The following is a 25,366-nucleotide window of genomic DNA, read 5'->3' as shown; positions in this document are numbered from 1 at the left end:
AATACTCATTCCACCACCGCCACGCGCGCATCCATCAGCCGTCGCCACAACGGCGGCCACAGGGCGATCACCGCCATCACCGGCAGGGAGTAGGGCAGCACGGGCATGTCGCCCTCCAACCGCAGGGTCGGATAAGGCCGCATCGGATGCTGGTGGTGATCCGAATGGCGCGGGGCGTTCAGCATCATGGCCGAGGACCACGGATGCGGGCTGTTCCACGAATGGCGGGCGCGGACGGGTTCGGGTTTGCCGGTGGTTCCGACCGCGCGACGCAACCCGTAATGCTGGACGTAATCCGCCAGAAGGATTTGCAGATGGACATAGGAGGCGAGGATCAGAAGGCTGAAAATTCCCGCAGGTCCAGCCAAGGCGTAACTTGAGGATGTGCCTGCAACACTCCAGAATACATAGGTAAAATACCGATGCGCCCTCCGACCTGAACGGTCGCTCAGATCGCGTTCCGCGCGCCATCCGGCTTTGAAGGACCCGATCCAGGCGCGGGCGGCGAAGCGCCAGAACCCCATGCCCTTGGGGGCCGAGTTGGGGTCGCGCTCGGTGCCGACATGGGTGTGGTGCACCAGCCGATGCGCCGAGACATGGTGGCCGAACAGCAGCGTTGCGTAGACCATCGTGCCCAATGCGCGATGCAGGCGCGCGGGACGGTGGATCAGCTCGTGCGCGTTGGGGTGGCCGATCTGGCCGAAGAACAGCGCAAAGCCGATCAGCAGTCCGGCGCGGTCGGTCAGGCTGTGCTCCGCCCCGCCTGAGATCGCCCAGACGGCCAGCCCCAGCAGCGGCAGGTGCAGCAACGCCAGCGTGACCGACAGGATATCGCCGCTGGGAAACTCGGTATCGGCGGGCTGGCGGCGCGGCAGGCGCACAAGGCGGTCCAGCGTGGCGCAGACCAGCGTCATGGAGGCGGCCCCGGCCCAGCTCCATCCGCCGCCCAGGGCGACGCCCAGAACCAGCAGTGCTGCGGGGGTGAGTGTGGCCAGGGTGAACAGCGGCATGGGTGGGAACCTGTGATCAGGCGGAAATTGGGGAAATGTTCGAATTGGGCGATGATGGAGGGATATATAACCCATATCCCCGCCGAAAAAGTCATATTACGACAAGTCACGCACCGACGTCCGGCCCCATGCACAGCATCGGCTCGTCGCTTTCGCGGGTCTGGTACAGCAGCGATCCGCCCGGCAGGTTGCGGAATTGCGCGACCAGCCCCGAGGGGGTGCTGGTGAAGCTCCAGCATTGCGGTTCGGATTGCAGGCCGTCCTCTTCTTCGTAGACAAAGCAGATCATGTCGTCCTGCGGATACCAATGCCCGTCCTTGCAGCGGCCATCCAGAAACGACCAGCGGACGCGGCGGTTGTCGAGGTAATCCTCGGCGCCGTAATCCTGCCCGTCCTCGGCGTAGTAAAAGGTCTTGCCGCGGGTCATGGCGTCGAATTCCTCGGCCGTCATGTAGGGGGCGGCGAAGGCGGGCGTGGCGAGGAGGAGGGTCAGGGCTGCGAGTCTCATGCCGTAACCGTGCCAAACGGGGCGGTTTCCTCCAAGTCACAATTCCGCGCGGGGCAAGTTTGCGCGAAGATGACGCATAAAGGGGACGGAGGATGACATGGAACCGAACTGGGCTTTGATCGCGGCGGGGGCGGTGTTGGCGCTGCTTTATGGCGGGGTGTTCTGCTGGCGAGGGGAAAGCTGGCTGCGCTCGGGGGTCAAGACCGGGGCGGTGGTGCTGCCGGCGCTGGGGCTGATGGGGGCGGGGCTGCCGGGGCTGGCGCTGGCCGGGCTGTGGGCCTGTGCGGCGGGGGATTTCCTGTTGTCCCGGCCGGGCGAAGGGGCGCTGAAGGCGGGCATCGGGGCGTTTGCGGCGGGGCATATCCTGTACGTGGTGGCGTTTCTGACGGCGTTCCCGATGGGCAGCCCGGATGCGCTGTTCTGGGGCGTGGCGGTTGTGTTGGTGGCACTTGGTGCCTCGACCGAGGTCTGGCTGTCGCCGCAGACCGGCGCGTTGCGGCCCGCGGTGCGCGGTTACGTGGTGCTGATCCTGTCGATGGGCATCTGCGCGGCGCTGCCGGGTGGGCCACGGATCTGGGTTCTGTCGGGGGCGCTGTGCTTTGTCGCCTCGGACCTGATCCTGTCTACGCAGATTTTCATCCGTCCGGGCGGGCGCGGACCTGCGGTGGCGGTCTGGGTGCTGTATTGGGGCGCGCAGGCGCTGCTGATGGCCGGGTTCTGGACCTTCGCGCAGGCCTGAGGGCTTCCATTACGGGGGCAGGTTGTTTAGGTGGAAAGGGAATACCCTGCGGAGGCCCCCATGTCCTTTTTCGGCAAGCTCAAACAACGCCTGACGCGCTCTTCGTCGAAACTCGAGGAAGGGCTGGATGCGATTGTCGATGATGGCGGCGTGACCGAGACCGCGGCCCCTGCGGCGGAAGAGGCAAAGCCGGGTCTACTGGGCCGTCTGATCGGGCGCCCGGATGCCACGGTGGTGCGTCGCACGTTGGACGACGACATGCTGGAAAGCCTGGAGGAGTTGCTGATCGCCTCGGACATGGGCGTGGACACGGCGCTGCGGGTGACGGCGAACATCGCCGAGGGGCGGTTCGGCAAGAAACTGTCGACGACCGAGATCAAGACCCTGCTGGCCGACGAAATCACCCGCATCATGGAGCCGGTCGCCAAGCCGCTGCCGCTGTTTCCCAAAAAGCCGCAGGTCGTGCTGGTGGTGGGTGTGAACGGCTCGGGCAAGACGACGACGATCGGCAAGCTGGCCAGCCAGTTCAAGGGCGCGGGCAAGAAGGTGGTGATCGCGGCGGGCGATACGTTCCGTGCGGCGGCTGTCGAGCAGCTGCAGGTCTGGGGCGAGCGTGCCGGCGTGCCGGTGCTGACCGCGCCCGAGGGCAGCGACCCCGCCAGCCTGGCCTTTGACGCGATGACCCGCGCCGAGGCCGATGGCGCGGACCTGCTGATGATCGACACCGCTGGCCGCCTGCAGAACCGCAAGGACCTGATGGAGGAGCTGGCAAAGATCGTCCGCGTCATCCGCAAGAAGGACGAGACCGCGCCGCATAACACCTTGCTGGTGCTGGACGCGACGACCGGGCAGAACGCGCTGAGCCAGGTCGAGACGTTCCAGAAACTGGCCGATGTCTCGGGTCTGGTGATGACGAAACTGGACGGCACCGCCAAGGGCGGCGTGCTGGTGGCGCTGGCCGACAAGTTCGGCCTGCCGATCCATGCCATCGGCGTGGGCGAACAGATCGACGACCTGGCCCCCTTCGACCCCGAGGAGTTCGCCCGCGCGCTGACCGGTCTGGGCGACTGATCCGGCGCATCGGTCCGGGTTACCCACAGCTTTTCCACAAGAGTCTGCTTGTGAATCCATCCGGTGCGAGTCACAAATCCCGGAAACGCGCGGGATTGGCCCTGTTTTCAGGGGCTGGCTCGTGACTGGAATGGGAACTCTGGCTGTCGCATCCGATGCCAGTTGAAGACGCGGGCCGCCGAGATGCTTGAGATCCATGAGACGCTGAAATCCCAAGCTGAATGGGATAACAGCAGCCTTTTCAACGACATGGACGACCTGATGCAATGGGCTCGGGTCGATTATGACGGCGACGAGGGCGACTGGCCGGATGGCCGTGTCGTCTGTGCCGAATGCGTCGTGACCGAGGGCGAGGACGTCGTCGGCATGGGGCGAATCCTGTGGGATTCGCACATCGACGACGCGCTGCCCCGCGTGGCGCATCTGTGCCTGACCCCGGCGCACCGGACGGATTTCGTGCTGGAAAGCGTCGAAACCGTGCTGGTCGAGGCCTACGCGATGGACCCGATCGGCGGCGAAGTGGTGCGCCTGTCGGATGGCACCCAGATTGATCTGGCCGAGCAGGCGCAGGACCAACTGGCCGCGCTGATCGGGCTGGCCGAACCCCGGATGATATGAGCGCCTGGCTGACCTCGCTTGAGGGGACGGAGGCGGGCCATGATCTGGCCTTGGTGCTGGCGCTGCTGGCGGCGATCCTGCACGCGGTGTTCGGGGCGCTGCAAAAGGGGCGGCACGATCCGTGGCTGACGCGCGGGGTGATCGATGCGTTTTATGCGACGATTGCCGCTCCGTTCGCGCTGTTCGTGGTGCCTTGGCCCGAGCCGCATATGTGGCCGATCTTCGCGACCGCCTGGGTGATCCACATCGTCTATAAGACCCTGCAGGCGATGGCCTATACGCGCGGCTCTTACACGGTGGTTTACCCGGTGGTGCGCGGCATGGGGCCGTTCTTTACGGTGATCGGCGCCTACCTGCTGTTCGGAGAGGTGTTTGCCCCGCTGCAATGGCTGGGCGTGGCCGTGCTGCTGTGCGGGATCTTCGGGCTGGCGCTGTACAACTATCTGAAATTGCATGACAACCGGGGCCAGTTGGGGGCCGCGATGGGGTTTGCGGTGATGACCGGCTGCATGGTCGCCGCCTATACGACCTATGACGCTTACGGCATCCGGGCGACGGCCGATCCGTTCACCTTTCTGGCGTGGTTCTTCATGATCGACGGGCTGGTGATGCCGTTCGTGGCGGCCTTGCGCTGGCGATCGCTGGCCGTTCGTCCCGAGATGGGGCCGCTGATGCTGCGCGGGTTTTCTGGCGCGATCGTGGCGTTCTTCAGCTTTGGCGCGGTGATGCTGGCGACGCGGCTGGACAAGGTGGGCGAGGCGGCGGTCCTGCGCGAGACCTCGACCGTGTTTGCGGCCTTGATCGGATGGGTGTTTCTGAAGGAAACTGTGGGTCCGCGCCGGCTGGGTCTGATGGCCTTGATCGCGGCGGGGGCAGTCATTGTGGAAATGGGAGGCTGAGCGTATGGCCGGCAAGACAATCGACCCGAAGCTGAAAACCGCGTTGGAGCTGGGGCCGATCGTGGTGTTCTTTGCAGCCTACCTGCTGCTGAAGGACCGCGTGTTCACCATCGGCGGCACCGAGTATCAGGGCTTTATCCTGGTGACGGCGGGGTTCATCCCGCTGATGCTGATCTCGACCGGGTTGCTATGGAAGCTGTCGGGGCATGTCTCGAAGATGCAGGTGATCACGCTGGTGCTGGTGGTGATCTTCGGCGGGCTGTCGGTGTGGCTGAATGACGAGCGGTTCTTCAAGATCAAGCCGACGCTGATCTACCTGCTGTTCGGCGGCGCGCTGGGCGTGGGGCTGCTGCGTGGCGAAAGCTATCTGCAAGGGCTGATGGAGGCGACCTTGCCGTTGCAGCCCGAGGGCTGGATGATCCTGACGCGCCGGTTGTGCGCGTTCTTCTTTGGCCTGGCGGTGCTGAACGAGGTGATCTGGCGCACGCAAACCACTGAAACCTGGGTCTATTTCAAGACCTTCGGCCTGACGGCGGCGATTTTCCTGTTCTTCATGACCCAAGGGGCCGTGTTCAAGAAATACGGGATCGAAAAGGATCAGGGCTGACGCCGCGCGGCGTACAGGACTTGGCCACGCGGCAGCATCCGTGCGTCGCGGGTCAGGCTCCAGCCGGTTTCGGTGGCCAGAGCTTGAAGCTCGGTTTCCAGCACATGGAAGGGTGCCTTGGCCGGGTGCGTGACCACGCCGTCGGGCTGACGGTAGGGGCGCGCGGCCTCGTCCTGCGGGGCCAGAAAGACGGTGAACAGAAAGACCTGTAGCGCGGGAAAGCGGCGCAGGTTTTCTAGGGCCAAGCGCAGATGCGGCAGGGTCAGGTGCGGAAACACCGCAAAGGCCAGCGCATGGGTGATCGTGTCGGGAATGCCGGGGAAGGCGAAGGTTTCATCCTGGACCAGATGGGCGGGGTCGAGGCGGTCAGGATCGGGAAGCTCGTGGGTGCGGCCGGTCAACATCATGTCGCGCGACGGATCGGTGGCCCAGTAATGGCCCGGATCGAGATAGGGCACGGCCTTGCAGCCCAGCCGCAGCGAGCCCGCACCAATGTCGAGCAGGTGGTGATGCGGTTGCAAGCCCGCGTCGAGCAAGAGCGCCATCTGCGCACGCCCGGTTTCATCCCAGCGTCCGCCGACAATATCCCGGTGCCGCCCCTGCGCGATGGCGCGGGCGTAGAAATCGGGGGCTTGATAGGGGGATTTCTGGGACATGGCGCTGCATGAGGCGGGCGGCGCGGGCTGTCAAGGGGGAGGGGGCGCTGCCCCCTCTGGCCTGCGGCCATTCACCCCCGGAGTATTTGGTTCAGAAAGAAGCCGGGTCAGCCTTTTTGGCCGAAGAGGACTTTCTGGGCTTCGCGTTCTTCGCCGGTTTCGCGCTTGCGCTCGCGCAGGTCGGCGGCGAGGGCGCGGCCGCGTTGGACGGCGGGGCGGGCCGACAGTTCGTCCAGCCAGCGTTTGAGGTTGGGTTTGTCGTCCAGCGTTTGTTGCTGGCCTTCCCACAGCGAGACCCAGCCCCAGAGCGCCATGTCGGCGATGGAGTAGAAATCGCCCGCCACGTAGCGGTGTTTGCCCAGTTGGGTGTCGAGGACGCGGTAGAGGCGCGAGACCTCGTTGCGGTAGCGGTCCTTGGCGTAGGGCAGGTCGTTGGGGGGCTCCATCGAGGGGGCGTATTTGAGGAAGTGGTGGGCCTGACCGGCCATCGGGCCGACGCCGCCCATCTGCCACATCAGCCATTGGTCGACGGCGATGCGGTCGCGCTCGGTCTTGCCGTAGAACTGGCCGGTTTTGCGGGCGAGGTATTGCAGGATCGCGCCGGATTCGAAGATCGAGATCGGGGCGCCGTCGGGGCCGTCATGGTCGATGATCGCGGGCATCCGGTTGTTGGGCGAGAGTTTCAGGAACTCGGGCGCGAACTGGTCACCCTTGCCGATGTTGATCAGGTGCAGGGTGTAGGGCAGGCCCATCTCTTCGAGGGCGATCGAGATTTTCCAGCCGTTGGGCGTGGGCCAGTAGTACAGGTCGATGGGGGTCATGGTCGCTCCGGGTTCACTCCGGGCGTTAAGATGCGGCTTTGCGGGCGAAAGGCAAGGGGGCACGGGGGCGGGGCAGGATCCTGAGGCGTGACCAGCGGGGCTGCGTCTGGTCGGGCAGGGCGGCGCGCAGGGCCGGGAGCGGGTGGCGCTGGGGTTGGAACAAGAGCGCGCGGTAGAGGTTGAATACGCCGGGGCGCAGGTAGGCGGACCAGTGGCAGACGCGGCGCTACGGGGGCGCGACGGGCAGGCCGCGGGTAGAAAGCAGATCGAGCACGTTTGGGTCGTCCAGTTGCAGCGTCACCAGATTGGCGGTGCGGGGTGGGCAGGCGCCCATCGTGCGGTCGCCGGGGACGGGCGGGGCGATCAGCCGTTCGAGGGCGAAATCGTAGAGGTCGTTTTCACCGCTGGTGATTGAGAACACCTCGACCGTGCGGCCGGCGGGGCTGTTGAGGGCCTCGGCGGCGGCGGATTGGAACTCGGCCGGGGCCAGCAGCAGGGCGCGGTTCAGGCTGCCGGGGCGGGCGTGGTGCAGGGCGGTCAGGATGACGCGCGCGCCCATCGAGTGGCCGATGGCGTGGATCGGACGGTGCGGGGCCAGTTGGCGCAGGTGGTCCAGCAGTTGGGCCAATAGCGCGCCAGTGTCCTGCGCGCATTGGAACGCCTGCCAGAGGCTGCCCATCGCGGACCATCCCAGCGCGATTCCCAGACCGGGGCTGTCACCGTCGACAAACCCAAGGGCGCGGGGCCAGGACAGGGCCTTCCAATGGGTGGGCTCGTCGCGGGTGGACAGGATGTGGACATGCGGGCAGTCCGCGCCCGCGCCGGGGGCAAAGCGGAACCCGTGCACCATGATGACGATCGGCCCGTCGCCCGCAAGCACGCGGGCGTTCAGTGTGGGCCAGAGCGGCTGGGCGCTGCCATGCAGTGCCAGCCCGCGATCCGTGGCATTGATCCGAAGCAGCGGCATTCCCCTGACCCTCTGCTGTGTCTGTGGGCGCAATCTGCCCTGAGCGTGCAAAGCGGGTGTGAAAACATGGTAAAGGGAACGTAACGATTGACGCGTTGCGGGCGGGGGCGTATTTGGGCGCCCGTGGCGATTTGTTTACCGGATTGCGGGCCACGTTAAACATGCCGCTAAAGAGGTCAGACGAAAGCTCCCTTTCGCTTGGCCGAAACGGGAGTTTTTTTGTGCCCCGCGCAGGGGTCGCCGAAGGAGACGCACAATGAGCGACGATTGGGATATCCGCACGAAACTGGTCCACGAGGGCAGCCGCCGCAGCCAATATGGCGAGGTGAGCGAGGCGATTTTCCTGACCCAGGGCTTTGTCTATCCCACCGCCGAATCCGCCGAGGCGCGGTTCGAGGCGCTGGGCGAGGACGAATTCATCTATGCCCGTTATGGCAACCCGACCGTGCGCATGTTCGAAGACCGCATGGCCGCGATCCTGGGCTATGAGGACGCGTTCGGCTGTGCCTCGGGGATGGCGGCGGTCAACGGCGCGCTCATGGCGCTGAGCAAGGCAGGCGACCGCGTGGTGGCCAGCCGGGCTCTGTTCGGTTCGTGCCTGTACGTGCTGGAAAACGTGCTGGGCCGCTTTGGCGTAGAGATCGTGCTGGTCGATGGCACCGATAACGCCGCGTGGGAGGCCGCGATTACGCCCGAGACGACGCTGGTGTTCCTGGAATCGATCTCGAACCCGACGCTGGAAGTCATTGATCTGAAACACGTTTGCGATCTGGCCCATGCCAATGGCGCGCTGGTGCTGGTCGATGACGCGATGGCGACGCCGATCTTCAGCTACTCCAAGGCCTGCGGCGCCGATCTGGTGATCGTGTCGACCACCAAGCATGTGGACGGGCAGGGGCGCTGCCTGGGCGGGATGATCGTCGGCTCGCGCGAGCTGATCCGCGGACCGATCGAGACCTACCTGAAACACACCGGCGGCGCGATGAGCCCGTTCCACGCCTGGGTGCAGCTGAAGGCGCTGGAGACGATGGACCTGCGCGTGCGCGCGCAAGCCGATGGCGCGCTGGCCGTGGCGCAGGCGCTGGAAGGGCACCCCAAAGTGTCGCGCGTCAGCTATCCGATGCTGCAATCGCACCCGCAACACGCCGTTGCGATGCGTCAGGGCGAATCCGGCGGCACCGTGGTGGCGTTCGAGATCGCGGGCGGGAAAGAGGCGTGCTTCCGCTTCCTGAACGCGCTGAAAGTGTTCACCATCTCGAACAACTTTGCCGATGCGAAATCCATCGTGACCCACCCGGCCACGACGACCCACCAGCGCCTGCCGCAGGACCAAAAGGACATCTTGGGCATCTCGGGCGGTCTGGTGCGCCTGTCGGTCGGTCTGGAATCGCAAAAGGACCTGATCGCGGACCTGAAGGCGGCGTTGGAGCTAGCCTGATCCGAAAAAAGTGATCCGGGGTGCCGTTTTTGGCGTAATCCCTTTCGAAATTGGAAATTTGCCGGAAGAGTGATTAAGTTACTCTTCCGGGAGGAACCAGAGAGGGCCTGCGATGAACTTTCACAGTTCGGATATGAACCGCGAGTTGACGCGCGAAGAAGCCGCCGAGGCTTTGGCGCGTCTGCGGGCTTGGGCGCGCGGCGCGTCCGAGGCCGAGATTGCCGATCTGGACCCGGCCGTGGCGCGTCTGCTGCCGGGCGAGGCGTCGGACTATCCGGTGCTGTCGCGCCAGTACCCGGCCGATTTCACGGTGGATGCCGCCTATAAGGCGGGTCTGCCCGATCTGCAGAACGGCCCCACCAGCCTGATCCGCGGTGCCAAGCGGCAGATTCAGCATGTGGGGATCTCGAATTTCCGACTGCCGATCCGGTTCCACACCCGCGACAACGGCGATCTGACGCTGGAAACCAGCGTCACCGGCACCGTCAGCCTGGAGGCCGAGAAAAAGGGCATCAACATGTCCCGGATCATGCGGTCGTTCTATAAGCACGCCGAAAAAACCTTTAGCTTTGAGGTGATCGAGGCCGCGCTGGACGATTACAAATCCGATCTGGAGAGTTTCGACGCCCGCATCCAGATGCGCTTTTCCTATCCGGTGAAGGTGGAAAGCCTGCGCTCGGGGTTGATGGGGTATCAGTATTACGACATCGCGCTGGAGCTGGTGGAAACCGACGGCGTGCGCAAGAAGCTGATGCATCTGGACTATGTCTATTCCTCGACCTGCCCGTGCTCGCTGGAGCTGAGCGAGCACGCCCGCATGACCCGTGGCCAGCTGGCGACGCCGCATTCGCAACGCTCGGTCGCGCGGATCTCGTTGGAGGTGGCGGCGGGCGATTGCCTGTGGTTCGAGGACGTGATCGAGATGGCCCGCGCCGCCGTGCCGACCGAGACGCAAGTCATGGTCAAGCGCGAGGACGAGCAGGCCTTTGCCGAGCTGAATGCCGCCAACCCGATCTTTGTCGAGGATGCCGCGCGGCTGTTCTGCGAACAGCTGCACAAGGACCCGCGCGTCGGCGACTTTCGCATCGTGGCCAGCCACCAGGAAAGCCTGCATAGCCATGACGCGGTCTCGGTGCTGGTCGAGGGTGAGACGTTTGCGGGGCAAAGCATCGACCCGCGGCTGTTCTCGACCCTGTTCCACGTCGGCTGACTTAGGGTCATCTCCGCTTATTCCTTGGGCATGGGCCGCGTCCGGCGGCCTGCGCTGCCTGTTTTGGCGGCGTTCTATACGGCATTGCAGCGCGTGACGCCGGAAGGACTCGGTGCCGCTGGGGCGCTCTGGCAGGCTGATGCGCGGAATTCACAGGCCCCGGGGTTCGTCGCACAAGCGTGATCTTGCAGCGATAGGCTGAGCCCGGATGCCCAACCGGAAAGGACCGATCCGATGATCCATGTGCTCAACCCCTATCAACTGTCGACATCGATGTACCGTCTTGCCGCCTATGGCTGGGAGGCGCAGGTGACCCTGATGAAGGTCGTCACGCACCTGGCCACTGCTTCGAACCCGATGTTTGTGACCCGCGAGCGGATCCTGAAGGCCGCCGACGCGCCTGAGATTGCCGAGGCCAAGGTCGAGCCGGTGGTGGATGCCGCCGAACCCAAGAAGTACCGCGCCCCGTCAAAACCGCCGGCCATGCCCAAAGGCAGCGCGGCCGAGTGAGATCGCAGGCAATTGCTGCATTGCAGCAATTGCAGCGCGGCCATTCCGAAAGCGCATTGGTAAAGTCAGTCTGCCTGACCTAACCTGGTGTCAGGGAGAAAACCAAAGGTAACCGGAGTTTTCCAAAATGGCTGCACAAGCTTCTGTCGTTTTCGCCAAGGGTGGTCTGCGTGACCGCATTGACGCCTTTTTCGCCAACCTGGGCCAAGGCATGAGCGCTTACGCCCAGCACCGCTCGCGCGCGGATCAGGTCCGTGCCTTGAATGCGAAATCGGATGCGGAGCTGTCCAAGATGGGCATCACCCGCGATGATATCCCGCGCTACGTCTTCCGCGACCTGTTCTACGTCTGAGCAGGCTGGGGCAGAGGCGTCTGCCCGGATGAAAGCCCCGCGTCGTTCCAATCCGGCGCGGGTTTTTTCATGGTTATTGCACGGCCCCACCACGGAAAAAGGCGCGGCATTTGCCGCGCCTTTTGTGTTTCTTACCAACGCTTTGGCCGCGGGATCATTCCCAGCAGCTGACCAGAACGGTCATACCCGTCGCCTCGACCGTCAGGTCTTCGGGGGCCTTGTCGGTGATCTGGTCGGTTTCCTCGGTCTTGATGCCAGCATCCTTCAGCACCTGACGAATGACCGCGCCGTCCAGCGCAAAGCTGACGTCCTCGGGCAGCTGGCGGTTGCTTTCGGCGCGCGGCAGCAGCATGCCCAGCACCTCGCCGCCGGTGTCGTAGACCGGGCCACCCGCATCGCCGGGCAGGGTGACCATGGCCAGACGCTCCAGCGTTTCTTCGCCTTGCAGTCCGCGCAGGTCGGCAAGGGTGCCGAAGGTCAGCGTCGGCGCATCCAGCACACCCCCGTAGGAGTAGCCAGCCACGGCGACCTCGGATTGCAGGCGCGGCGTTGCGGTCTGGAACCGGGCGACGGCCATCGGGGCGAGCGTTTGCTTGGGTCGCAGAACGGCAATGCCCTGTGCGGCGTCGGTGGCCAGAACGGTGGCCTCGGTGTCGGCGTCCAGCGTGATGCGGGTGCAGGCGGCCACGGCGTCGGCGGTGGTCACGACGGCACCCTTGGGATCGACGTAAAAGCCCGAGCGCGTCAGTTTCGGCTGGCGCGTGGCCAGACCCGAGACCAGATCGACGCGCTGATCCAGCGTGCTGCCGGCGGCGGGGTCCAGAACGCCCTCGGTGCGGGCAAAGCTGGCGCGCATGTCATCCAGCAGGCGGGCGCGGCGCTCTTCGTCGCCGATCGGCCAGATCAGGGTGAAGCCCTTGATCTGCCCGTTTTGCAGCGACGCCTCGGTATGCGAGACGAAACGTGCGCCTTGCCCGACCAGCGTGAACGAGTCGCCGTCCAGTTTGCGCGGGCCTTTCAGCGGCACGATTTTCAGCGTCTGCATGATGTCGTAGAGGCCATACAGCGTGTTGCGGTCGCCGGTCTGCGAGATCAGCAGAACGCGCGCCTCGGGGACCGCGCCGGTGGCGGCGAAATGCGCGTAGGGGGCCTCGTACCGGTCGAATTTCACGGCACCCAGCGGCAGTTTCATGGTGATGCCGACGGTGGCGTCGGCGACGGTCTGCACGTCCAGCCCCTTGAGGATGGCGTTGTACTGGTCCAGCAGTTCAGCGCGCTGGCCAGTGGTCAGAACGCCGGTCGGTTCGTGGCCATACGCCTCTTGCCAGGCGGCCATCGAGGCGCGGGTGCCACGGCCGAAGGCGCCGTCGATGCTGGAGGTGTAAAAGCCCGCCCATTGCAGCAGGCGTTGCAGCTCCATCCGCTCGTCGCGGCTGAGGGCGGCCTCGGAGGCGCGCGCCTCGGACAGGGTTTCGTCGGGCAGGACTTGTTCCGGCTGGGCCTGAACGGTCGGCTGCGCCTCGGGTTGCGTCACGGGCTGCGAGGTCTCGGCCGGTGGCGTTGCGGGCTGGGTCAGCCCTGCGGTGCCGACGGGCCAGAACTGGCTGTCGAAATTGCCGGTATAGGCGATGAAACTGTCGCGCGGGATCTTGCCCTCGGCGCGGTAGACGCGCAGCACCTGTTCGGCGTCGTCACGCTGATACGGCCCCAGAACGATGGCGTACCAACCGCCACGCACGGCGAATCCGTTAACGTCCTGCAGCTGGGTGGCATAATCACGGGCGCGGCCCAAGGCCTCGGCCAGGGTTGGTTGCGCCTCGATCTGCACCCAAACGGTTTCTTCCTGAGCAAAAAGGCTCCGGCTCGCCATTGCCACGAAAAGTAAGGCGGCGATCACTAATCTCATCATAACGTAAAAAGGTCCTTGCCCTGTACTTGAATGCGTTCCTGTCTTCTTTTTTTACCAAATCAGGCGTCCTGTGCATCCAAATAATGCGCGCGGGTGGAATTGACCCCGCTTCCGCCGCGCCTTAGGTAGGGCGGGACTTTTTCCCGGGCCGCGCAAGGCCCCGACAGAGGCTGGACCGATGGCAGAGACGAGTGTGAAACCGCGCAGCTTTCAAGAGATCATCCTGAGGCTTCAGGCGTATTGGGCCGCGCAGGGCTGTGCCATCATGCAGCCCTATGACATGGAGGTCGGCGCGGGCACGTTCCACCCGGCGACCACGCTGCGCAGCTTGGGTACGCGCGCCTGGGCGGCGGCCTATGTGCAGCCCTCGCGCCGGCCCACCGACGGGCGCTATGGCGAGAACCCGAACCGTCTGCAGCATTACTACCAGTACCAGGTGCTGATCAAACCCAGCCCGGCGAATTTGCAGGACCTGTACCTGGGCTCGTTGCAGGCCATCGGCATCGACATGGATCTGCACGACATCCGCTTCGTCGAGGACGACTGGGAATCGCCCACCCTTGGCGCATGGGGTCTGGGCTGGGAGGTCTGGTGCGACGGCATGGAAGTGTCGCAGTTCACCTATTTCCAGCAGGTCGGTGGGCATGACTGCCACCCGGTGTCCGGCGAGCTGACCTATGGTCTGGAACGTCTGGCGATGTATGTGCTGGGCGTCGATCACGTCATGGACATGCCCTTCAACGCGCCCGACGCGCCGATCGCGCTGACCTATGGCGACGTGTTCCGCCAGACCGAGCAGGAATACAGCCGCTTCAACTTTGACACCGCCAACACCGAGATGCTGCTGAAGCATTTCGAAGAGGCCGAGGCCGAGTGCGAGGCGATTCTGTCGGCCGAACATGTCGACCCCAAGACCGGCAAGCGTATCATCATGGCCCACCCGGCCTATGACCAGTGCATCAAGGCCAGCCACCTGTTCAACCTGCTGGACGCGCGCGGCGTGATCTCGGTCACCGAGCGTCAGGCCTATATCGGCCGCGTCCGTGCGCTGGCCAAGCAATGCGCCGACGCCTTCGTGCAGACCGAGGCCGGGGGCTGGGCTGCAGAATGACCGGGAAACTGCTGGCGGGGTTGATCGTGATTACGGCTTTGGTCGCCGGTGTGGCGATGTATTATCTGCAGGTTTACGCCTATTATGACGAGGTATCGGCCAACGGGACCGACGACGTGATGATCACGTCGCTGTCCTCGGGGGTGCCGGAAAGCATCGTCTATGACAATTTCCAGGCGATCGATTCCGACAGCTCTCCGATCCGGTATCGTGCCTGTTTCACCACCGGCCATAGCCAGGCCATGCTGACCGAGACGTACAAGCCCTACGCCAAGGCCGAGCCGCTGGTCGCGCCCGGCTGGTTCGGCTGTTTCGACGCCAAGGAACTGGGCCACGCGCTGGAAAACGGCACCGCCCTGGCCTTTCTGGGGCAGGCGAATTTTCACTATGGCATCGACCGCATTGTCGCCGTGATGGACGACGGGCGCGGCTTTGTCTGGAACCAGATCAACCATTGCGGCGAGGTCGTGTTCAACGGCGAACCCGTCCCCGCAGATTGCCCAACTCCGCCGAAAGGCTACTGACATGCCCGATTTGCTGATCGAACTCTTTTCCGAGGAAATCCCCGCCCGGATGCAGGCCAAGGCCGCCGAGGATCTGCGCGCCCGCGTCACCGATGGCCTGGTCGAGGCCGGTCTGACCTATGCCTCGGCCGCCGCGTTTTCGACGCCGCGCCGTCTGACGCTGACGGTCGAGGGCCTGCTGGACCGCAGCCCGACCCTGCGCGAGGAACGCAAGGGTCCGCGCGTCGATGCGCCCGAACAGGCGATCGAGGGCTTCCTGCGCGGCGCTGGTCTGACCCGCGACCAGCTGGTTGAACGGGACGACAAGAAGGGCCGCGTGTTCTTTGCCGTGGTCGAGAAGCCGGGCCGCCCCGCCGCCGAGATCGTGGCCGAGGTGCTGGAGGCGACCATCCGCAACTTCCCCTGGCCGAAATCCATGCGCTGGGGCGCTGGTAGCTTGCGCTGGGTGCGTCCGCTGCACTCGATCCTGTGCATCCTGACCACCGAGGCCGGGGCCGAGGTCGTGCCGATGGACGTGGACGGCATCGTGTCGGGCAACACCACGCAGGGCCACCGTTTCATGGGCTCGGGCCGGTTCAGCGTGAACGGCTTTGACGATTACACCGCCAAGCTGAAGCGCGACCACGTCATCCTGTCGGCCACCGACCGCGCCGAGGCGATCTGGCACGACGCCACCAACATGGCCTTTGCCGCCGGGCTGGAGGTTGTCGAGGATCGCGGCCTGCTGGCCGAGGTGTCGGGTCTGGTCGAATGGCCGGTCGTGCTGATGGGCCAGATCGGCGAGGAATTCCTGGGCCTGCCGCCCGAGGTGCTGCAAACCTCGATGAAAGAGCACCAGAAGTTTTTCTCGGTGAAGAACCCCAAGACGGGCCGCATCGAACGCTTCATCACCGTGGCGAACCGCGAAACCACCGACCACGGCAAGACCATTCTGGCGGGCAACCAAAAGGTGCTGTCGGCGCGTCTGTCGGATGCGAAATTCTTCTGGGAGAACGACCTGCGCGTCGCCAAGAAGGGCATGAGCGAATGGACGGATCGCCTGTCCAACGTGACCTTCCACAACAAGCTGGGCACCCAGGCCGCCCGGATCGACCGTATCGCCGCGCTGGCCCGCGAAATCGCGCCGGTGCTGGGGGTCGAGGCGGGTCTGGCGCAGCAGGCCGCACAAGTGGCCAAGGCCGACTTGAGCTCGGAAATGGTGTATGAATTCCCCGAGCTGCAGGGCCTGATGGGCCGCTACTATGCCGAGGCCGCGGGCCTGCCGCAGGCCGTGGCAAACGCCTGCCAGCAACACTATGCGCCGCTGGGTCCGTCGGATGACGTGCCAAGCGAGGCGGTGTCCTCGATCGTCGCTTTGGCTGACAAGCTGGACACGCTGACGGGTTTCTGGGCGATTGACGAAAAACCGACGGGGTCGAAAGACCCGTTCGCGCTGCGCCGTGCGGCGCTGGGGGTGATCCGCATCATCCTGTCGGGCGATATCCGGGTGAACCTGGACCGCTTCATCGACAGCCAGCTGCTGAAGCACCACATCAACCAGTCGGATGCCGAGGGCGACAGCCTGGACGCGCTGAACGCCATGCTGGACGAGATCGCCGATCACGGTGTGTTCGGTGCGGCGTTGGAAACCGTGCTGCAAAGCGCGCAATCGGCCACCCGCGAAACCGTACAGGCCGTGACCGGCCCCGTGCCGGATATCAGCGCCGATCTGCTGGCCTTTTTCCATGACCGGCTGAAGGTCTACCTGCGCGATCAGGGGCTGCGTCACGACGTGATCGACGCCTGCCTGTCGATGCCGGGCAATGACGACCTGACCCTGCTGGTGAAACGCGCGCAGGCCCTGGGCGAGTTCCTGTCCTCGGACGATGGCGAGAACCTGTTGCAAGGCTTCAAGCGGGCCAACAACATCCTGACCCAGGCCGAGGCCAAGGACGGGGTTGAGTATTCCTATGGCGCGGACGTGAAATTCGCGGAAACCGTGGTCGAAAAGGCGCTGTTCGCAGCACTGGACGCGGCCGAGGCGCAGATTGCCCCGGCGATGGGGGGCGAGGATTTCGAGGGCGCGATGCGGGCGATGGCCTCTTTGCGGGCGCCGATCGATGCGTTCTTTGAGGGGGTGCAGGTGAACTCGGACAACGAGATCGTCCGCCGCAACCGCCTGAACCTGCTGTCGCGCATTCGCACGATCTGTCTGTCGGTCGCCGATCTGAACCGGATCGAGGGCTGAAACGGGGCAGGGGGCGCTGCCCCCGACCGCCTGCGGCGGCCTCCCCCGGGATATTTGTAAAAAGAAGAAAGCCCGTGTTCGGAAATATCCGGACGCGGGCTTGCCTTGTGGACCGGTCGGCGTATTCTGCGGCCATTCACGAAAGGTGCCGCAGTGCAGCAGAACGATCCTCATATCACCCTGATCACGCCGACCGCGCCGATGACGGCCTCGAGCCACGGGGGACGCGCGAAGTGTTTGCAGCGCCTGGTGCGCCTGGATTTGCCGGTGCCCAAGACCGTGGCGCTGAGCTTTGACGCGGTACATCGGATCGCGTCGGGCGAGATGCCCAACATCCGCGCGTTGATGGAGCCGTTCGGGGCGGCGCCGCTGCTGTGCGTGCGACCCTCGTCCGAGGACCCCGATTGGGGCGGTCCGGGGGCGGTGCTGAATATCGGCATGAACGATGCGGTCTATGTGGACCTGAGCGACCGGCTGGGTCAGGACGCGGCCAGCGCGATGTATCTGCGTTTCGTGCAGGCCTATGCGGTGCATGTGGCGCGTCTGGACCCGGATGTGTTCGACGATGTCGGGCTGGATGGGCCCGAAGGGCTGTCCGAGGCGTTGCGCGCCTATGAGGACGAGACCGAGGAAGAATTCCCGCAGGACCCGGCGGTTCAACTGGGCGAGGTGCTGCGATCCATGGCGCGCGCGTGGGAGGGCACGACCGCCCGTCTGCTGCGCCAAGCCAAGGGCGCGCCTGCGGATGCAGGTTTGGGCCTGGTGGTGCAGGAGATGGCGCTGGGGCTGGGCTTGGGCGAATGTGGCTCGGGCGTGATCCAGCTGGTGAACTCGAAAACCGGGTTGCCGCAAATCACCGGGCGCTACCTTTCGCAAAGCCAGGGGCGCGACGCGCTGTCCGCCGGTGCGGGCGCGATGTTCCTGGAGCGTGATCCGCGTGGGCCCTCGCTGCAAGAGTTGGAGCCTGAGGCGTTCGATGATCTGATCCGGCACACGCAGCTGATGCGTACCCGCCTGCGCGAAGAGATGCAGGCCGAATTCACCATCGAGAACGGCCATGTCCACCTGCTGGACGGGGTGCGCGTGGCGCGCAATGCGCGGGCCGCCGTGCGGATCGCTGTCAGCCTTGCGGAGGACGGGATCATCCCCCAGGAAGAGGCGCTGACCCGGATCGAGCCGCGCGCCATCAACGAATTGCTGCACCGTCAGATCGATCCCGAGGCCAAGCGCGACCGCATCACCCGCGGGATCGCCGCCAGCCCCGGTGCCGCGTCGGGCCGGATCGTGTTCTCTGCCGCCGAGGCGCAGGCCAGTGCCGCGCGTGGCGAGGCGTGTATTCTGGTGCGGCGCGAGACGTCCTCGGAGGACGTGCGCGGGATGCATGCGGCCGTCGCCGTGCTGACTGAGCGGGGCGGGATGACCAGCCACGCGGCCGTGATCGGGCGCGGCATGGGCCTGCCCTGCGTTGTGGGCGCGTCCAGCCTGACGTTCAACACCCGTCGCAACACTCTGATGGCGCCGGACGGGCGGGAATTCCGCGCGGGCGACATCATCACCATCGACGGCACCAATGGCGAGGTTCTGGCTGGCGAAGCCCCGATGCTGGAGGCCGCGCAGGACGACGCGTTCCAGACCCTGATGGGTTGGGCGGACGAGCACCGCGACATCGGCGTGCGAGCCAATGCCGACACCCCGGCGGACGCGACCACCGCGCGCAATTTCGGGGCGCAGGGGATCGGCCTGTGCCGGACCGAGCACATGTTCTTTGAGGCCGACCGCCTGACCGTGATGCGAGAGATGATCTTTGCCGATGACAGCGAGGATCGCCGCGCAGCTCTGGAGCGGTTGCTGCCGATGCAACGCGCCGACTTTGCGGAGCTTTTCCGCATCATGCAGGGGCAACCCGTGTGCATCCGCCTGTTCGATCCGCCCTTGCACGAATTCCTGCCCAGCGACCGTGCGGGCCACCGTGAACTGGCCGAAGCGCTGGATCTGCCGCTGTCTGACGTGACCCGCCGGGTCGAGGCGCTGTCGGAATACAACCCGATGCTGGGGATGCGTGGCGTGCGTCTGGGGATCACTGTCCCCGAGATCTACGAGATGCAGGCCCGCGCGATTTTCGAGGCCACCATCGAGGCCAGCCGCGATGGCGATCCGGTGGTGCCCGAGGTGATGATCCCGCTGGTCTCGGCCAAGCGCGAGGTTGAGCTGGTCAAGACCCGCATCGACGGCATCGCCGCCGCCGTGCGCAACGAAACCGGGGTGAATTTCGCCTACCGTCTGGGGGTCATGGTGGAAACGCCGCGCGCCGCCCTGCGGGCCGGGGAAATCGCGCCGTTCAGCGCCTTCCTGTCCTTCGGCACGAACGACCTGACGCAGATGACCTATGGCCTGTCGCGCGACGATGCGGGGCGATTCATGTCGGCCTATGTGCAGCAGGGCGTGTTCCCCGAGGACCCGTTCCACATGCTGGACACCGACGGCGTGGGCGAGCTGCTGAGCATCGGCGCCGAGCGCGGCCGCGAGGTGCGCCCGGACCTGACCCTGTCGATCTGCGGCGAGCATGGCGGCAACCCCGAATCAATCGCCTTCTGCCGGGCTGCGGGCTTCAACTACGTGTCCTGCTCGCCCTTCCGGGTGCCGGTGGCGCGACTGGCGGCTGCTCAATTAGCAGTCAGGGACAAAATGCGCTTCCCCGAAGCTAAGTAACAGTTTCGTAAGGACTTTCTATTTATGAATCGAAGGCATCGGCAATGCTCCGCCGGTGCCTTTTTCGTTGTCAAGGGGGCGTGGGTGGACGAAATCGAAAATTTTCTCTAAGGGGCAGGTGCTATTGCCGGGTTCCTTTGGGTTTCGGCGTGGTTCGGAGACTGAAAAAATGCGTATCTTTCTGGCCTTTGTTCTGGCCCTTTCGGTGGTGACGCCGGCCTTTGCCGACACCCCGATGGACCAGGTGCTGAAGCAGGAACAGCGCGGGTTGTTTGGGCTTTCTGCCACCCGTCTGAGCAAACTGCTGCACCCCACGGGCAAGGTTGAAAACATCAGCTATTCCAAGGAATGGCTGGCAGGGCTGCCCTCGGCACAGGGCGGTGACGAATGGCGTTGCCTGGCCGAGGCGCTGTATTTCGAGGCCCGCGGCGAAAGCGTGAAGGGCCAGTTCGCGGTGGCCGAGGTCATCATGAACCGTGTCGACAGCCCTCGTTTCCCCGACACGGTGTGCGGTGTGATTCATCAGGGCACCGGCCGCAAATACCAGTGCCAGTTCACCTTTACCTGCGACGGCCATGCCGAGGTGATCGCCAATCCGCAGGCGTTCGAACGCGTGGGCAAGGTGGCCAAGTTGATCCTCAGCGGGGCGCCGCGCGCGCTGACCGACGGGGCGACCTACTACCACACCAACGCCGTTGCGCCGAAATGGTCGCGTAAATTCGCCCGGACGACGACGATTGGCGTGCACCATTTCTATCGTCCCCAGACCGAGTTGTCGCAAAACTGAGTATGCCGGTTTTGTCCGCCATTTGGGCGGAACCTGTCTGTCATCCCGCCCGCCTAGCGGGTAGGGTGGCGGCGTAGCGGTGGACGGAAGGAAAGCATGTCGCAGGAACTCAAGTGGGCCTTTGGCCACCCGTCGGAACGGGCCGAGGGCACGGCTGACGGGCCGCTGGATCGCATTTCCTTGCGCGACCATGTCGTCGAGGTGGAAATCGGCGCCTTCCAAAAGGAACGCGGCACCACCCAGCGTGTGCGCTTCAACATCGTGGTCGAGGTGCAGCCGCTGACCGGCCCCGTCGATGACGACGTGGATCGCATCCTGTCCTACGACCGAGTGACCGAGGCGATCGCTCACGAACTGGCCGCCGAACGTCTGAATCTTCTGGAAACCCTGGCCGAGCGGATCGCCGAACGCATCCTGGCCGAACCCCAGGCCATGCGCGTCTTTGTGCGGATCGAGAAACTGGATCGGGGCCCCGGCGCTCTGGGCGTCGAGATCGTGCGCGCCCGCAAGGACGTGCACCCCGCCGACCACCCCGAGGACAAGCCCCATCCGCAGGTGGTGTACCTGTCGAACGCCGCGATTGCCTCGCCCCTGCTGCGTCACTGGCTGGACCAGTTGGAGGCCGAGCATCGCCCCACCATCCTGTGCGTCGGCGCGCCCGACATTGCCGCGCCGCGCGCCTCGAACCCGTTGGCGCAGCGCCGCATCGACCTGCTGGCGATTGAACAGAACGCCTGGGTTCTGGCCGGGCGCGACAAGCGCTGCGTGGTGGTCAACACCCGGACCGAGCTGGACTGGTCGATGAAGAACGACCAGCTCAGCGTCTGGGCGCCCTCGAAGATCGTTCTGGATGCGGTGGACGGCCCCTCGGCCCAGCCGCGCGATGCGCTAGCGCTGGTGCTGTGGTTCGCCCGTGCGATGCAGGCCGCCGACGTCGTCATCATCGGCGAGGACCTGCCCCAAGACGACACATTGCCCTTGCGGGCCGTAGCCGCAGACGTGAAAATGATCTGACCGCACCCGTTTCGGCCCGCCGCGCAGGATGTCATGAAACGCTATTACCGCCCCATCCCCCAGATCGACAGCGCTCGCCCCGATGGCGCGCTGACCCTTGCCGGTGGCTGGGCCTGGTTCGACCGGATCGAGGTGCTGACCCGCAGCGGCGCGCATCTGATCCCCGCGCAGGACGCCCCGCCCGAGGTGTTGGAGCGTCTGATCGCCCCGCGCCCGGACATCGCCGGGGTGCCGATGTCGCGCCCCTCGGTGATGGGGATCCTGAACGTGACGCCCGACAGTTTCTCCGACGGCGGCGACCATGACGCGCCCGACGCGGCCCTTGCCCATGCCCGCCAGATGATGGCCGAAGGCGCGGACCTGATCGATGTGGGCGGCGAGTCGACCCGCCCCGGCGCGGCTTGGGTCTCGGTCGGCGAAGAGGTCGCCCGCGTGACCCCCGTGATCCGCCGCATCCGGGCCGAAATGCGGCTGCCGATCTCGATCGACACGCGCAAGCAGCCGGTGGCGCAGGCCGCGATTGCCGCCGGGGCCGATATCGTGAACGATGTCTCGGGCTTTACCTTCGACGCGGCCCTTGGTGCCTATTGCGCGGCGGAAAATCTGCCGGTGATGGTGATGCACACCAAAGGCGATCCACAGACGATGCACCTGTCGCCACAGTACGAAAACGTCCTGCTAGAGGTTTACGACTTCCTCGAAGAGCGCGTCACCCATCTGGAATCGCTGGGCATTCCGCGCGGGCAGATCATGGTCGATCCCGGTATCGGGTTCGGCAAGACGCTAGAGCATAACCTGCTGATCCTGAACCGGATTTCGCTGTTCCACGCGCTGGGGTGCCCGATCCTGCTGGGCGTGTCGCGCAAGCGGTTCATCGGGACCATCGGCAACGCGCCGGAACCAAAGGACCGCGCGGCGGGCTCTTTATCCGTTGCGTTGCGCTCGGTTCTGGACGGGGTGCAGATGCTGCGCGTCCATGACGTGGCCGAGACGCGCTCGGCCCTGAACCTGTGGACAGCGGTCAGCGATGGGCGGGTCAGCGGCTGACAAACAGCCGCTTCAGCGCGCCGAACTGTCCCAGCGCGACGCCCGACAGGATCAACGCCAGCGCCCAGATCAGGCTGGGGGGCAGGGGTTCCGCCAGCAGCCACGCGCCCAGCACCACCGACCACACCGGCACCTGGTAATTCACCAGCGTCAGAAAGGTCGGCCCGGCCGAGCGGATCACCAGCACCCGCAGCAGGTTCATCGCCGCCGTTGATACGACGCCCAACCCCAGCAGCGCCCACAAAGCGTTGGCCGAGGGCACCGGCGGCACCCCCTCGAACACCACGGAAAACGGCAGGGTAATCACCGCACCCGAGGCCATCATCAGCGTCGTCAGCCCGATCGGATCGACCGGCGGCAACCGGCGGATGGTGATCGAGTTGACCGCATAGCACAGCGCCACCGCGATACAGGCCAGCTGGCCCCAGATTTCCAACGCAGCACCCGATCCGGTCAGCGCGCCCTGACCGACCAGCAGCCAGACGCCCACCACGCCCATGCCCACGCCGATGATCTTACGCGCATTCAGCCGCTCTCCGGCGACCATGACATGCGCCAGCGGCAGCACAAAGATCGGCACTGCCGCCATCGCCGTCCCCGCAAACCCCGAGGTCACATGCGTCTGCCCCCAGTTCAGCAGCAAAAACGGAATGCCCGAGCTGACCGCCCCGGTCCACACGATCTGCGCCCAGGTCGGCCGCTGATCGGGGTCCAGCGCCAGCCGCCAGCCCTGCCGCCCCCAGACCACCGCCAGCACGGCCGCCGCAATCGCCAACCGCCCCGTCGCCAGCCAGAACGGCGGGATGCCACCGCCAAGGGCGATCTCGATCCCCATGAAGGTGGACCCCCAGACGAAGCCCAGAATGCCGACCATCAGCCAGCTGGATTTGGTGATCTGCGGCTCCATCCGCCCCTCCTGAAAGGAAAAACCCCCGGCGTGCAGGCCGGGGGTTCAAAGATCAGGCCATCCGGCCCGGCCTTAGTTCTTCGACTTGTCGACCATCTTGCCGGCCGAGATCCACGGCATCATGCCGCGCAGCTTGGCGCCGGTGGCTTCGATCATGTGCTCGTCGTTGGCACGGCGCGAGGCCTTGATGGTGGGCTGGCCAACAGCGTTTTCCAGCATGAAGTCACGCACGAATTTGCCCTGCTGGATGTCGGTCAGGACGTCCTTCATGGCTTTCTTGGTCTGCTCGTAGGGCAGGATGCGCGGGCCGGTGACGTACTGGCCGTATTCCGCGGTGTTCGAGATCGAGTAGTCCATGTTCGCGATGCCGCCTTCGTAGATCAGGTCGACGATCAGCTTCACTTCGTGCAGGCACTCGAAATAGGCCATTTCCGGTGCGTAACCGGCTTCGACCAGGGTCTCAAAGCCGCAACGGATCAGCTCGACCAGGCCACCGCACAGAACGGCCTGCTCGCCGAACAGGTCGGTTTCGCACTCTTCACGGAAGTTGGTTTCGATGATGCCCGAACGGCCGCCACCGATTGCCGAGCAATACGACAGACCGATTTCCAGCGCCTTGCCCGAAGCATCCTGATGCACGGCCACCAGGCAGGGCACGCCGCCGCCTTTGGTGTATTCGCCACGCACGGTGTGGCCGGGGCCCTTGGGGGCCATCATGATGACGTCGACGCCGGGCTTCGGCTCGATCAGGCCGAAATGCACGTTCAGGCCGTGGGCGAACGCGATGGCAGCGCCTTCACGCAGGTTGTCGTGGACATAGGCCTTGTAGGTCGCGGCCTGCAGTTCGTCGGGCATGGTGAACATGATCAGGTCGCACCAGGCTGCCGCTTCGGCGATGCCCATGACCTTCAGGCCTTCGGCTTCGGCTTTCTTGGCCGAGGGCGAGCCTTCGCGCAGCGCGACGACGACGTTCTTGGCGCCCGAGTCGCGCAGGTTCAGCGCGTGGGCGTGGCCTTGCGAACCGTAGCCCAGGATGGCCACTTTCATGTCCTTGATCAGGTTGATGTCGCAATCGCGATCGTAGTAAACGCGCATTTTGGCGCTCCTTCCTTATTGTGTTCTGGGCGCACTATCTGCGGAAACCGGCGCATTTGGGTTTCAAACTTTGACGATCTTCGCAATTCGTGTAAGAAATCATTCTCAAAATAGCCAATAGTCGGAAAAATCATGCTGGATGACACCGATCGGCGCATTCTGCGCCAGTTCCAGGCCGATCCCGGCCTCTCGACCGCGGATCTGGCCGAACGCGCCGGCATCACCGCCGCCACCTGCTGGCGACGGCTGGAACGGATGCAGGCGCAAGGCATCCTTCTGGGCCAACAGGCCGTCATCGACTGGCGCGCGCTTGGGTACGAGGTTGAGGTCTCCCTCCGCATCACCCTCGACAAAACCAACCCGCGCGCCTTCGACGATTTCCTCGCCGCCGCCCGCGAGGTGCCCGAGGTGTTGGAAATCCAGACCTTCCTCGGTCAGGTCGACGTCCGCCTCTCTGTCATCGCCCGCGACATGGCGCATTACCAGCAGATCTACCGCAGCCGCATCCTGACCCTGCCGCATATCGCCGACCTCGACGCCCTGATGCACGTCGCCCGCATCAAGGAAGACGAAGTTCTCCCCGTCTGACCGCCTCCCAGCTTCTTTCTGATCCAAATACTCAATCCACGG

Annotated in this window: 25 protein-coding genes and 1 riboswitch; of the genes, 17 read left to right on the top strand and 8 right to left on the bottom strand. The window is 65.0% G+C overall.

Going from position 1 to position 25,366, the window contains the following annotated elements:
• Window positions 1–5: 5 nt before the first annotated feature.
• Complete coding sequence (locus tag E7681_RS04155; protein ID WP_136338019.1) at window positions 6–1,010, bottom strand: alkane 1-monooxygenase; 1,005 nt, start codon at window positions 1,008–1,010, stop codon at window positions 6–8.
• A gap of 106 nt (window positions 1,011–1,116) precedes the next feature.
• A complete protein-coding gene (locus tag E7681_RS04150; RefSeq protein ID WP_136338018.1) occupies window positions 1,117–1,518 on the bottom strand; it encodes a hypothetical protein in 402 nt (133 codons plus the stop codon).
• A gap of 97 nt (window positions 1,519–1,615) precedes the next feature.
• Here E7681_RS04150 and E7681_RS04145 point away from each other — a divergent pair, with 97 nt between their 5' ends.
• The 5 genes from E7681_RS04145 to E7681_RS04125 all read left to right on the top strand — a co-directional run bounded on the left by E7681_RS04145 (window position 1,616) and on the right by E7681_RS04125 (window position 5,452).
• Window positions 1,616–2,257 (top strand): lysoplasmalogenase family protein, encoded by a 642-nt coding sequence (locus tag E7681_RS04145; RefSeq protein ID WP_136338017.1) that lies wholly within the window; start codon window positions 1,616–1,618, stop codon window positions 2,255–2,257.
• A gap of 60 nt (window positions 2,258–2,317) precedes the next feature.
• Window positions 2,318–3,328, top strand: a complete 1,011-nt coding sequence (gene ftsY, locus E7681_RS04140) for a signal recognition particle-docking protein FtsY (RefSeq protein ID WP_136338016.1) — start codon at window positions 2,318–2,320, stop codon at window positions 3,326–3,328.
• A 183-nt stretch (window positions 3,329–3,511) separates the two neighbouring features.
• Window positions 3,512–3,946 (top strand): hypothetical protein, encoded by a 435-nt coding sequence (locus E7681_RS04135; RefSeq protein ID WP_136338015.1) that lies wholly within the window; start codon window positions 3,512–3,514, stop codon window positions 3,944–3,946.
• Window positions 3,943–4,845, top strand: a complete 903-nt coding sequence (locus tag E7681_RS04130) for an EamA family transporter (protein ID WP_136338014.1) — start codon at window positions 3,943–3,945, stop codon at window positions 4,843–4,845. The genes E7681_RS04135 and E7681_RS04130 overlap by 4 nt, the downstream gene beginning before the upstream one ends.
• Before the next feature lie 4 nt (window positions 4,846–4,849).
• Window positions 4,850–5,452: an inner membrane-spanning protein YciB gene (locus E7681_RS04125; RefSeq protein WP_136338013.1), complete on the top strand. Its 603-nt coding sequence runs from the start codon at window positions 4,850–4,852 to the stop codon at window positions 5,450–5,452.
• Here the strand turns inward: E7681_RS04125 and E7681_RS04120 are convergent.
• The 3 genes from E7681_RS04120 to E7681_RS04110 all read right to left on the bottom strand — a co-directional run bounded on the left by E7681_RS04120 (window position 5,443) and on the right by E7681_RS04110 (window position 7,896).
• Window positions 5,443–6,108 (bottom strand): class I SAM-dependent methyltransferase, encoded by a 666-nt coding sequence (locus E7681_RS04120; protein ID WP_136338012.1) that lies wholly within the window; start codon window positions 6,106–6,108, stop codon window positions 5,443–5,445. The two genes, E7681_RS04125 and E7681_RS04120, sit on opposite strands and share 10 nt — an antisense overlap.
• 107 nt (window positions 6,109–6,215) lie before the next feature.
• A complete protein-coding gene (locus E7681_RS04115; RefSeq protein WP_136338011.1) occupies window positions 6,216–6,929 on the bottom strand; it encodes a glutathione S-transferase N-terminal domain-containing protein in 714 nt (237 codons plus the stop codon).
• Between the two features lie 226 nt (window positions 6,930–7,155).
• Complete coding sequence (locus tag E7681_RS04110; RefSeq protein ID WP_136338010.1) at window positions 7,156–7,896, bottom strand: DUF726 domain-containing protein; 741 nt, start codon at window positions 7,894–7,896, stop codon at window positions 7,156–7,158.
• Between the two features lie 113 nt (window positions 7,897–8,009).
• Window positions 8,010–8,088, top strand: a riboswitch (SAM riboswitch).
• A gap of 64 nt (window positions 8,089–8,152) precedes the next feature.
• On the opposite strand from E7681_RS04110, the gene E7681_RS04105 reads away from it, so the two are divergent.
• From E7681_RS04105 to E7681_RS04090, 4 genes are all read left to right on the top strand, one after another.
• The gene (locus E7681_RS04105; protein WP_136338009.1) at window positions 8,153–9,334 is read left to right on the top strand and encodes an aminotransferase class I/II-fold pyridoxal phosphate-dependent enzyme; all 1,182 of its coding nucleotides are present in this window, start codon (window positions 8,153–8,155) and stop codon (window positions 9,332–9,334) included.
• 112 nt (window positions 9,335–9,446) lie between these two features.
• The gene (gene folE2 / locus E7681_RS04100; RefSeq protein ID WP_136338008.1) at window positions 9,447–10,544 is read left to right on the top strand and encodes a GTP cyclohydrolase FolE2; all 1,098 of its coding nucleotides are present in this window, start codon (window positions 9,447–9,449) and stop codon (window positions 10,542–10,544) included.
• A gap of 234 nt (window positions 10,545–10,778) precedes the next feature.
• Window positions 10,779–11,054 (top strand): hypothetical protein, encoded by a 276-nt coding sequence (locus E7681_RS04095; protein WP_136338007.1) that lies wholly within the window; start codon window positions 10,779–10,781, stop codon window positions 11,052–11,054.
• Window positions 11,055–11,181: 127 nt separating this feature from the next.
• Window positions 11,182–11,406, top strand: a complete 225-nt coding sequence (locus E7681_RS04090) for a DUF1127 domain-containing protein (protein ID WP_136338006.1) — start codon at window positions 11,182–11,184, stop codon at window positions 11,404–11,406.
• Window positions 11,407–11,560: 154 nt separating this feature from the next.
• On the opposite strand, the gene E7681_RS04085 is transcribed toward E7681_RS04090, so the two are convergent.
• Entirely contained in the window at window positions 11,561–13,312 is a 1,752-nt protein-coding gene (locus tag E7681_RS04085) for a serine protease (RefSeq protein WP_342777047.1), read from the bottom strand.
• 181 nt (window positions 13,313–13,493) lie between these two features.
• Here E7681_RS04085 and E7681_RS04080 point away from each other — a divergent pair, with 181 nt between their 5' ends.
• The 7 genes from E7681_RS04080 to folP all read left to right on the top strand — a co-directional run bounded on the left by E7681_RS04080 (window position 13,494) and on the right by folP (window position 22,734).
• Window positions 13,494–14,426, top strand: a complete 933-nt coding sequence (locus E7681_RS04080; protein ID WP_136338004.1) for a glycine--tRNA ligase subunit alpha — start codon at window positions 13,494–13,496, stop codon at window positions 14,424–14,426.
• A complete protein-coding gene (locus E7681_RS04075; RefSeq protein WP_136338003.1) occupies window positions 14,423–14,950 on the top strand; it encodes a DUF6446 family protein in 528 nt (175 codons plus the stop codon). The genes E7681_RS04080 and E7681_RS04075 overlap by 4 nt, the downstream gene beginning before the upstream one ends.
• 1 nt (window position 14,951) lies before the next feature.
• Window positions 14,952–17,177: a glycine--tRNA ligase subunit beta gene (gene glyS / locus E7681_RS04070; RefSeq protein ID WP_136338002.1), complete on the top strand. Its 2,226-nt coding sequence runs from the start codon at window positions 14,952–14,954 to the stop codon at window positions 17,175–17,177.
• Between the two features lie 153 nt (window positions 17,178–17,330).
• Entirely contained in the window at window positions 17,331–19,886 is a 2,556-nt protein-coding gene (locus tag E7681_RS04065) for a putative PEP-binding protein (RefSeq protein ID WP_136338001.1), read from the top strand.
• Window positions 19,887–20,055: 169 nt separating this feature from the next.
• Entirely contained in the window at window positions 20,056–20,673 is a 618-nt protein-coding gene (locus tag E7681_RS04060) for a cell wall hydrolase (protein ID WP_136338000.1), read from the top strand.
• A gap of 96 nt (window positions 20,674–20,769) precedes the next feature.
• On the top strand, window positions 20,770–21,687 hold the full coding sequence (locus E7681_RS04055; protein WP_136337999.1) for a dihydroneopterin aldolase: 918 nt from the start codon (window positions 20,770–20,772) through the stop codon (window positions 21,685–21,687).
• A 33-nt stretch (window positions 21,688–21,720) separates the two neighbouring features.
• A complete protein-coding gene (gene folP, locus E7681_RS04050; protein ID WP_136337998.1) occupies window positions 21,721–22,734 on the top strand; it encodes a dihydropteroate synthase in 1,014 nt (337 codons plus the stop codon).
• On the opposite strand, the gene E7681_RS04045 is transcribed toward folP, so the two are convergent.
• Both E7681_RS04045 and ilvC read right to left on the bottom strand, forming a co-directional pair.
• The gene (locus E7681_RS04045) at window positions 22,724–23,641 is read right to left on the bottom strand and encodes a DMT family transporter (RefSeq protein WP_246032403.1); all 918 of its coding nucleotides are present in this window, start codon (window positions 23,639–23,641) and stop codon (window positions 22,724–22,726) included. The genes folP and E7681_RS04045 overlap by 11 nt on opposite strands.
• Before the next feature lie 72 nt (window positions 23,642–23,713).
• Complete coding sequence (gene ilvC, locus E7681_RS04040) at window positions 23,714–24,736, bottom strand: ketol-acid reductoisomerase (RefSeq protein WP_136337997.1); 1,023 nt, start codon at window positions 24,734–24,736, stop codon at window positions 23,714–23,716.
• 132 nt (window positions 24,737–24,868) lie between these two features.
• On the opposite strand from ilvC, the gene E7681_RS04035 reads away from it, so the two are divergent.
• Complete coding sequence (locus E7681_RS04035) at window positions 24,869–25,324, top strand: Lrp/AsnC family transcriptional regulator (RefSeq protein WP_136337996.1); 456 nt, start codon at window positions 24,869–24,871, stop codon at window positions 25,322–25,324.
• Window positions 25,325–25,366 lie beyond the last annotated feature (42 nt).

Source organism: Thalassobius vesicularis, from assembly GCF_004799325.1.
GTDB lineage: Bacteria > Pseudomonadota > Alphaproteobacteria > Rhodobacterales > Rhodobacteraceae > Thalassobius > Thalassobius vesicularis.
The sequence above is the reverse complement of the archived record's forward strand: the minus strand, read 5'-3'. Positions and strand labels throughout refer to the sequence as shown.

Excerpts from the sequence above, each read along its gene's own strand:
- E7681_RS04155 (WP_136338019.1), bottom strand. The coding sequence starts at position 1,010 with ATGCCGCTGTTCACCCTGGCCACACTCACCCCCGCAGCACTGCTGGTT.
- E7681_RS04150 (WP_136338018.1), bottom strand. The coding sequence starts at position 1,518 with ATGAGACTCGCAGCCCTGACCCTCCTCCTCGCCACGCCCGCCTTCGCC.
- E7681_RS04145 (WP_136338017.1), top strand. The coding sequence starts at position 1,616 with ATGGAACCGAACTGGGCTTTGATCGCGGCGGGGGCGGTGTTGGCGCTG.
- ftsY (WP_136338016.1), top strand. The coding sequence starts at position 2,318 with ATGTCCTTTTTCGGCAAGCTCAAACAACGCCTGACGCGCTCTTCGTCG.
- E7681_RS04135 (WP_136338015.1), top strand. The coding sequence starts at position 3,512 with ATGCTTGAGATCCATGAGACGCTGAAATCCCAAGCTGAATGGGATAAC.
- E7681_RS04130 (WP_136338014.1), top strand. The coding sequence starts at position 3,943 with ATGAGCGCCTGGCTGACCTCGCTTGAGGGGACGGAGGCGGGCCATGAT.
- E7681_RS04125 (WP_136338013.1), top strand. The coding sequence starts at position 4,850 with ATGGCCGGCAAGACAATCGACCCGAAGCTGAAAACCGCGTTGGAGCTG.
- E7681_RS04120 (WP_136338012.1), bottom strand. The coding sequence starts at position 6,108 with ATGTCCCAGAAATCCCCCTATCAAGCCCCCGATTTCTACGCCCGCGCC.
- E7681_RS04115 (WP_136338011.1), bottom strand. The coding sequence starts at position 6,929 with ATGACCCCCATCGACCTGTACTACTGGCCCACGCCCAACGGCTGGAAA.
- E7681_RS04110 (WP_136338010.1), bottom strand. The coding sequence starts at position 7,896 with ATGCCGCTGCTTCGGATCAATGCCACGGATCGCGGGCTGGCACTGCAT.
- E7681_RS04105 (WP_136338009.1), top strand. The coding sequence starts at position 8,153 with ATGAGCGACGATTGGGATATCCGCACGAAACTGGTCCACGAGGGCAGC.
- folE2 (WP_136338008.1), top strand. The coding sequence starts at position 9,447 with ATGAACTTTCACAGTTCGGATATGAACCGCGAGTTGACGCGCGAAGAA.
- E7681_RS04095 (WP_136338007.1), top strand. The coding sequence starts at position 10,779 with ATGATCCATGTGCTCAACCCCTATCAACTGTCGACATCGATGTACCGT.
- E7681_RS04090 (WP_136338006.1), top strand. The coding sequence starts at position 11,182 with ATGGCTGCACAAGCTTCTGTCGTTTTCGCCAAGGGTGGTCTGCGTGAC.
- E7681_RS04085 (WP_342777047.1), bottom strand. The coding sequence starts at position 13,312 with ATGAGATTAGTGATCGCCGCCTTACTTTTCGTGGCAATGGCGAGCCGG.
- E7681_RS04080 (WP_136338004.1), top strand. The coding sequence starts at position 13,494 with ATGGCAGAGACGAGTGTGAAACCGCGCAGCTTTCAAGAGATCATCCTG.
- E7681_RS04075 (WP_136338003.1), top strand. The coding sequence starts at position 14,423 with ATGACCGGGAAACTGCTGGCGGGGTTGATCGTGATTACGGCTTTGGTC.
- glyS (WP_136338002.1), top strand. The coding sequence starts at position 14,952 with ATGCCCGATTTGCTGATCGAACTCTTTTCCGAGGAAATCCCCGCCCGG.
- E7681_RS04060 (WP_136338000.1), top strand. The coding sequence starts at position 20,056 with ATGCGTATCTTTCTGGCCTTTGTTCTGGCCCTTTCGGTGGTGACGCCG.
- E7681_RS04055 (WP_136337999.1), top strand. The coding sequence starts at position 20,770 with ATGTCGCAGGAACTCAAGTGGGCCTTTGGCCACCCGTCGGAACGGGCC.
- folP (WP_136337998.1), top strand. The coding sequence starts at position 21,721 with ATGAAACGCTATTACCGCCCCATCCCCCAGATCGACAGCGCTCGCCCC.
- E7681_RS04045 (WP_246032403.1), bottom strand. The coding sequence starts at position 23,641 with ATGGAGCCGCAGATCACCAAATCCAGCTGGCTGATGGTCGGCATTCTG.
- ilvC (WP_136337997.1), bottom strand. The coding sequence starts at position 24,736 with ATGCGCGTTTACTACGATCGCGATTGCGACATCAACCTGATCAAGGAC.
- E7681_RS04035 (WP_136337996.1), top strand. The coding sequence starts at position 24,869 with ATGCTGGATGACACCGATCGGCGCATTCTGCGCCAGTTCCAGGCCGAT.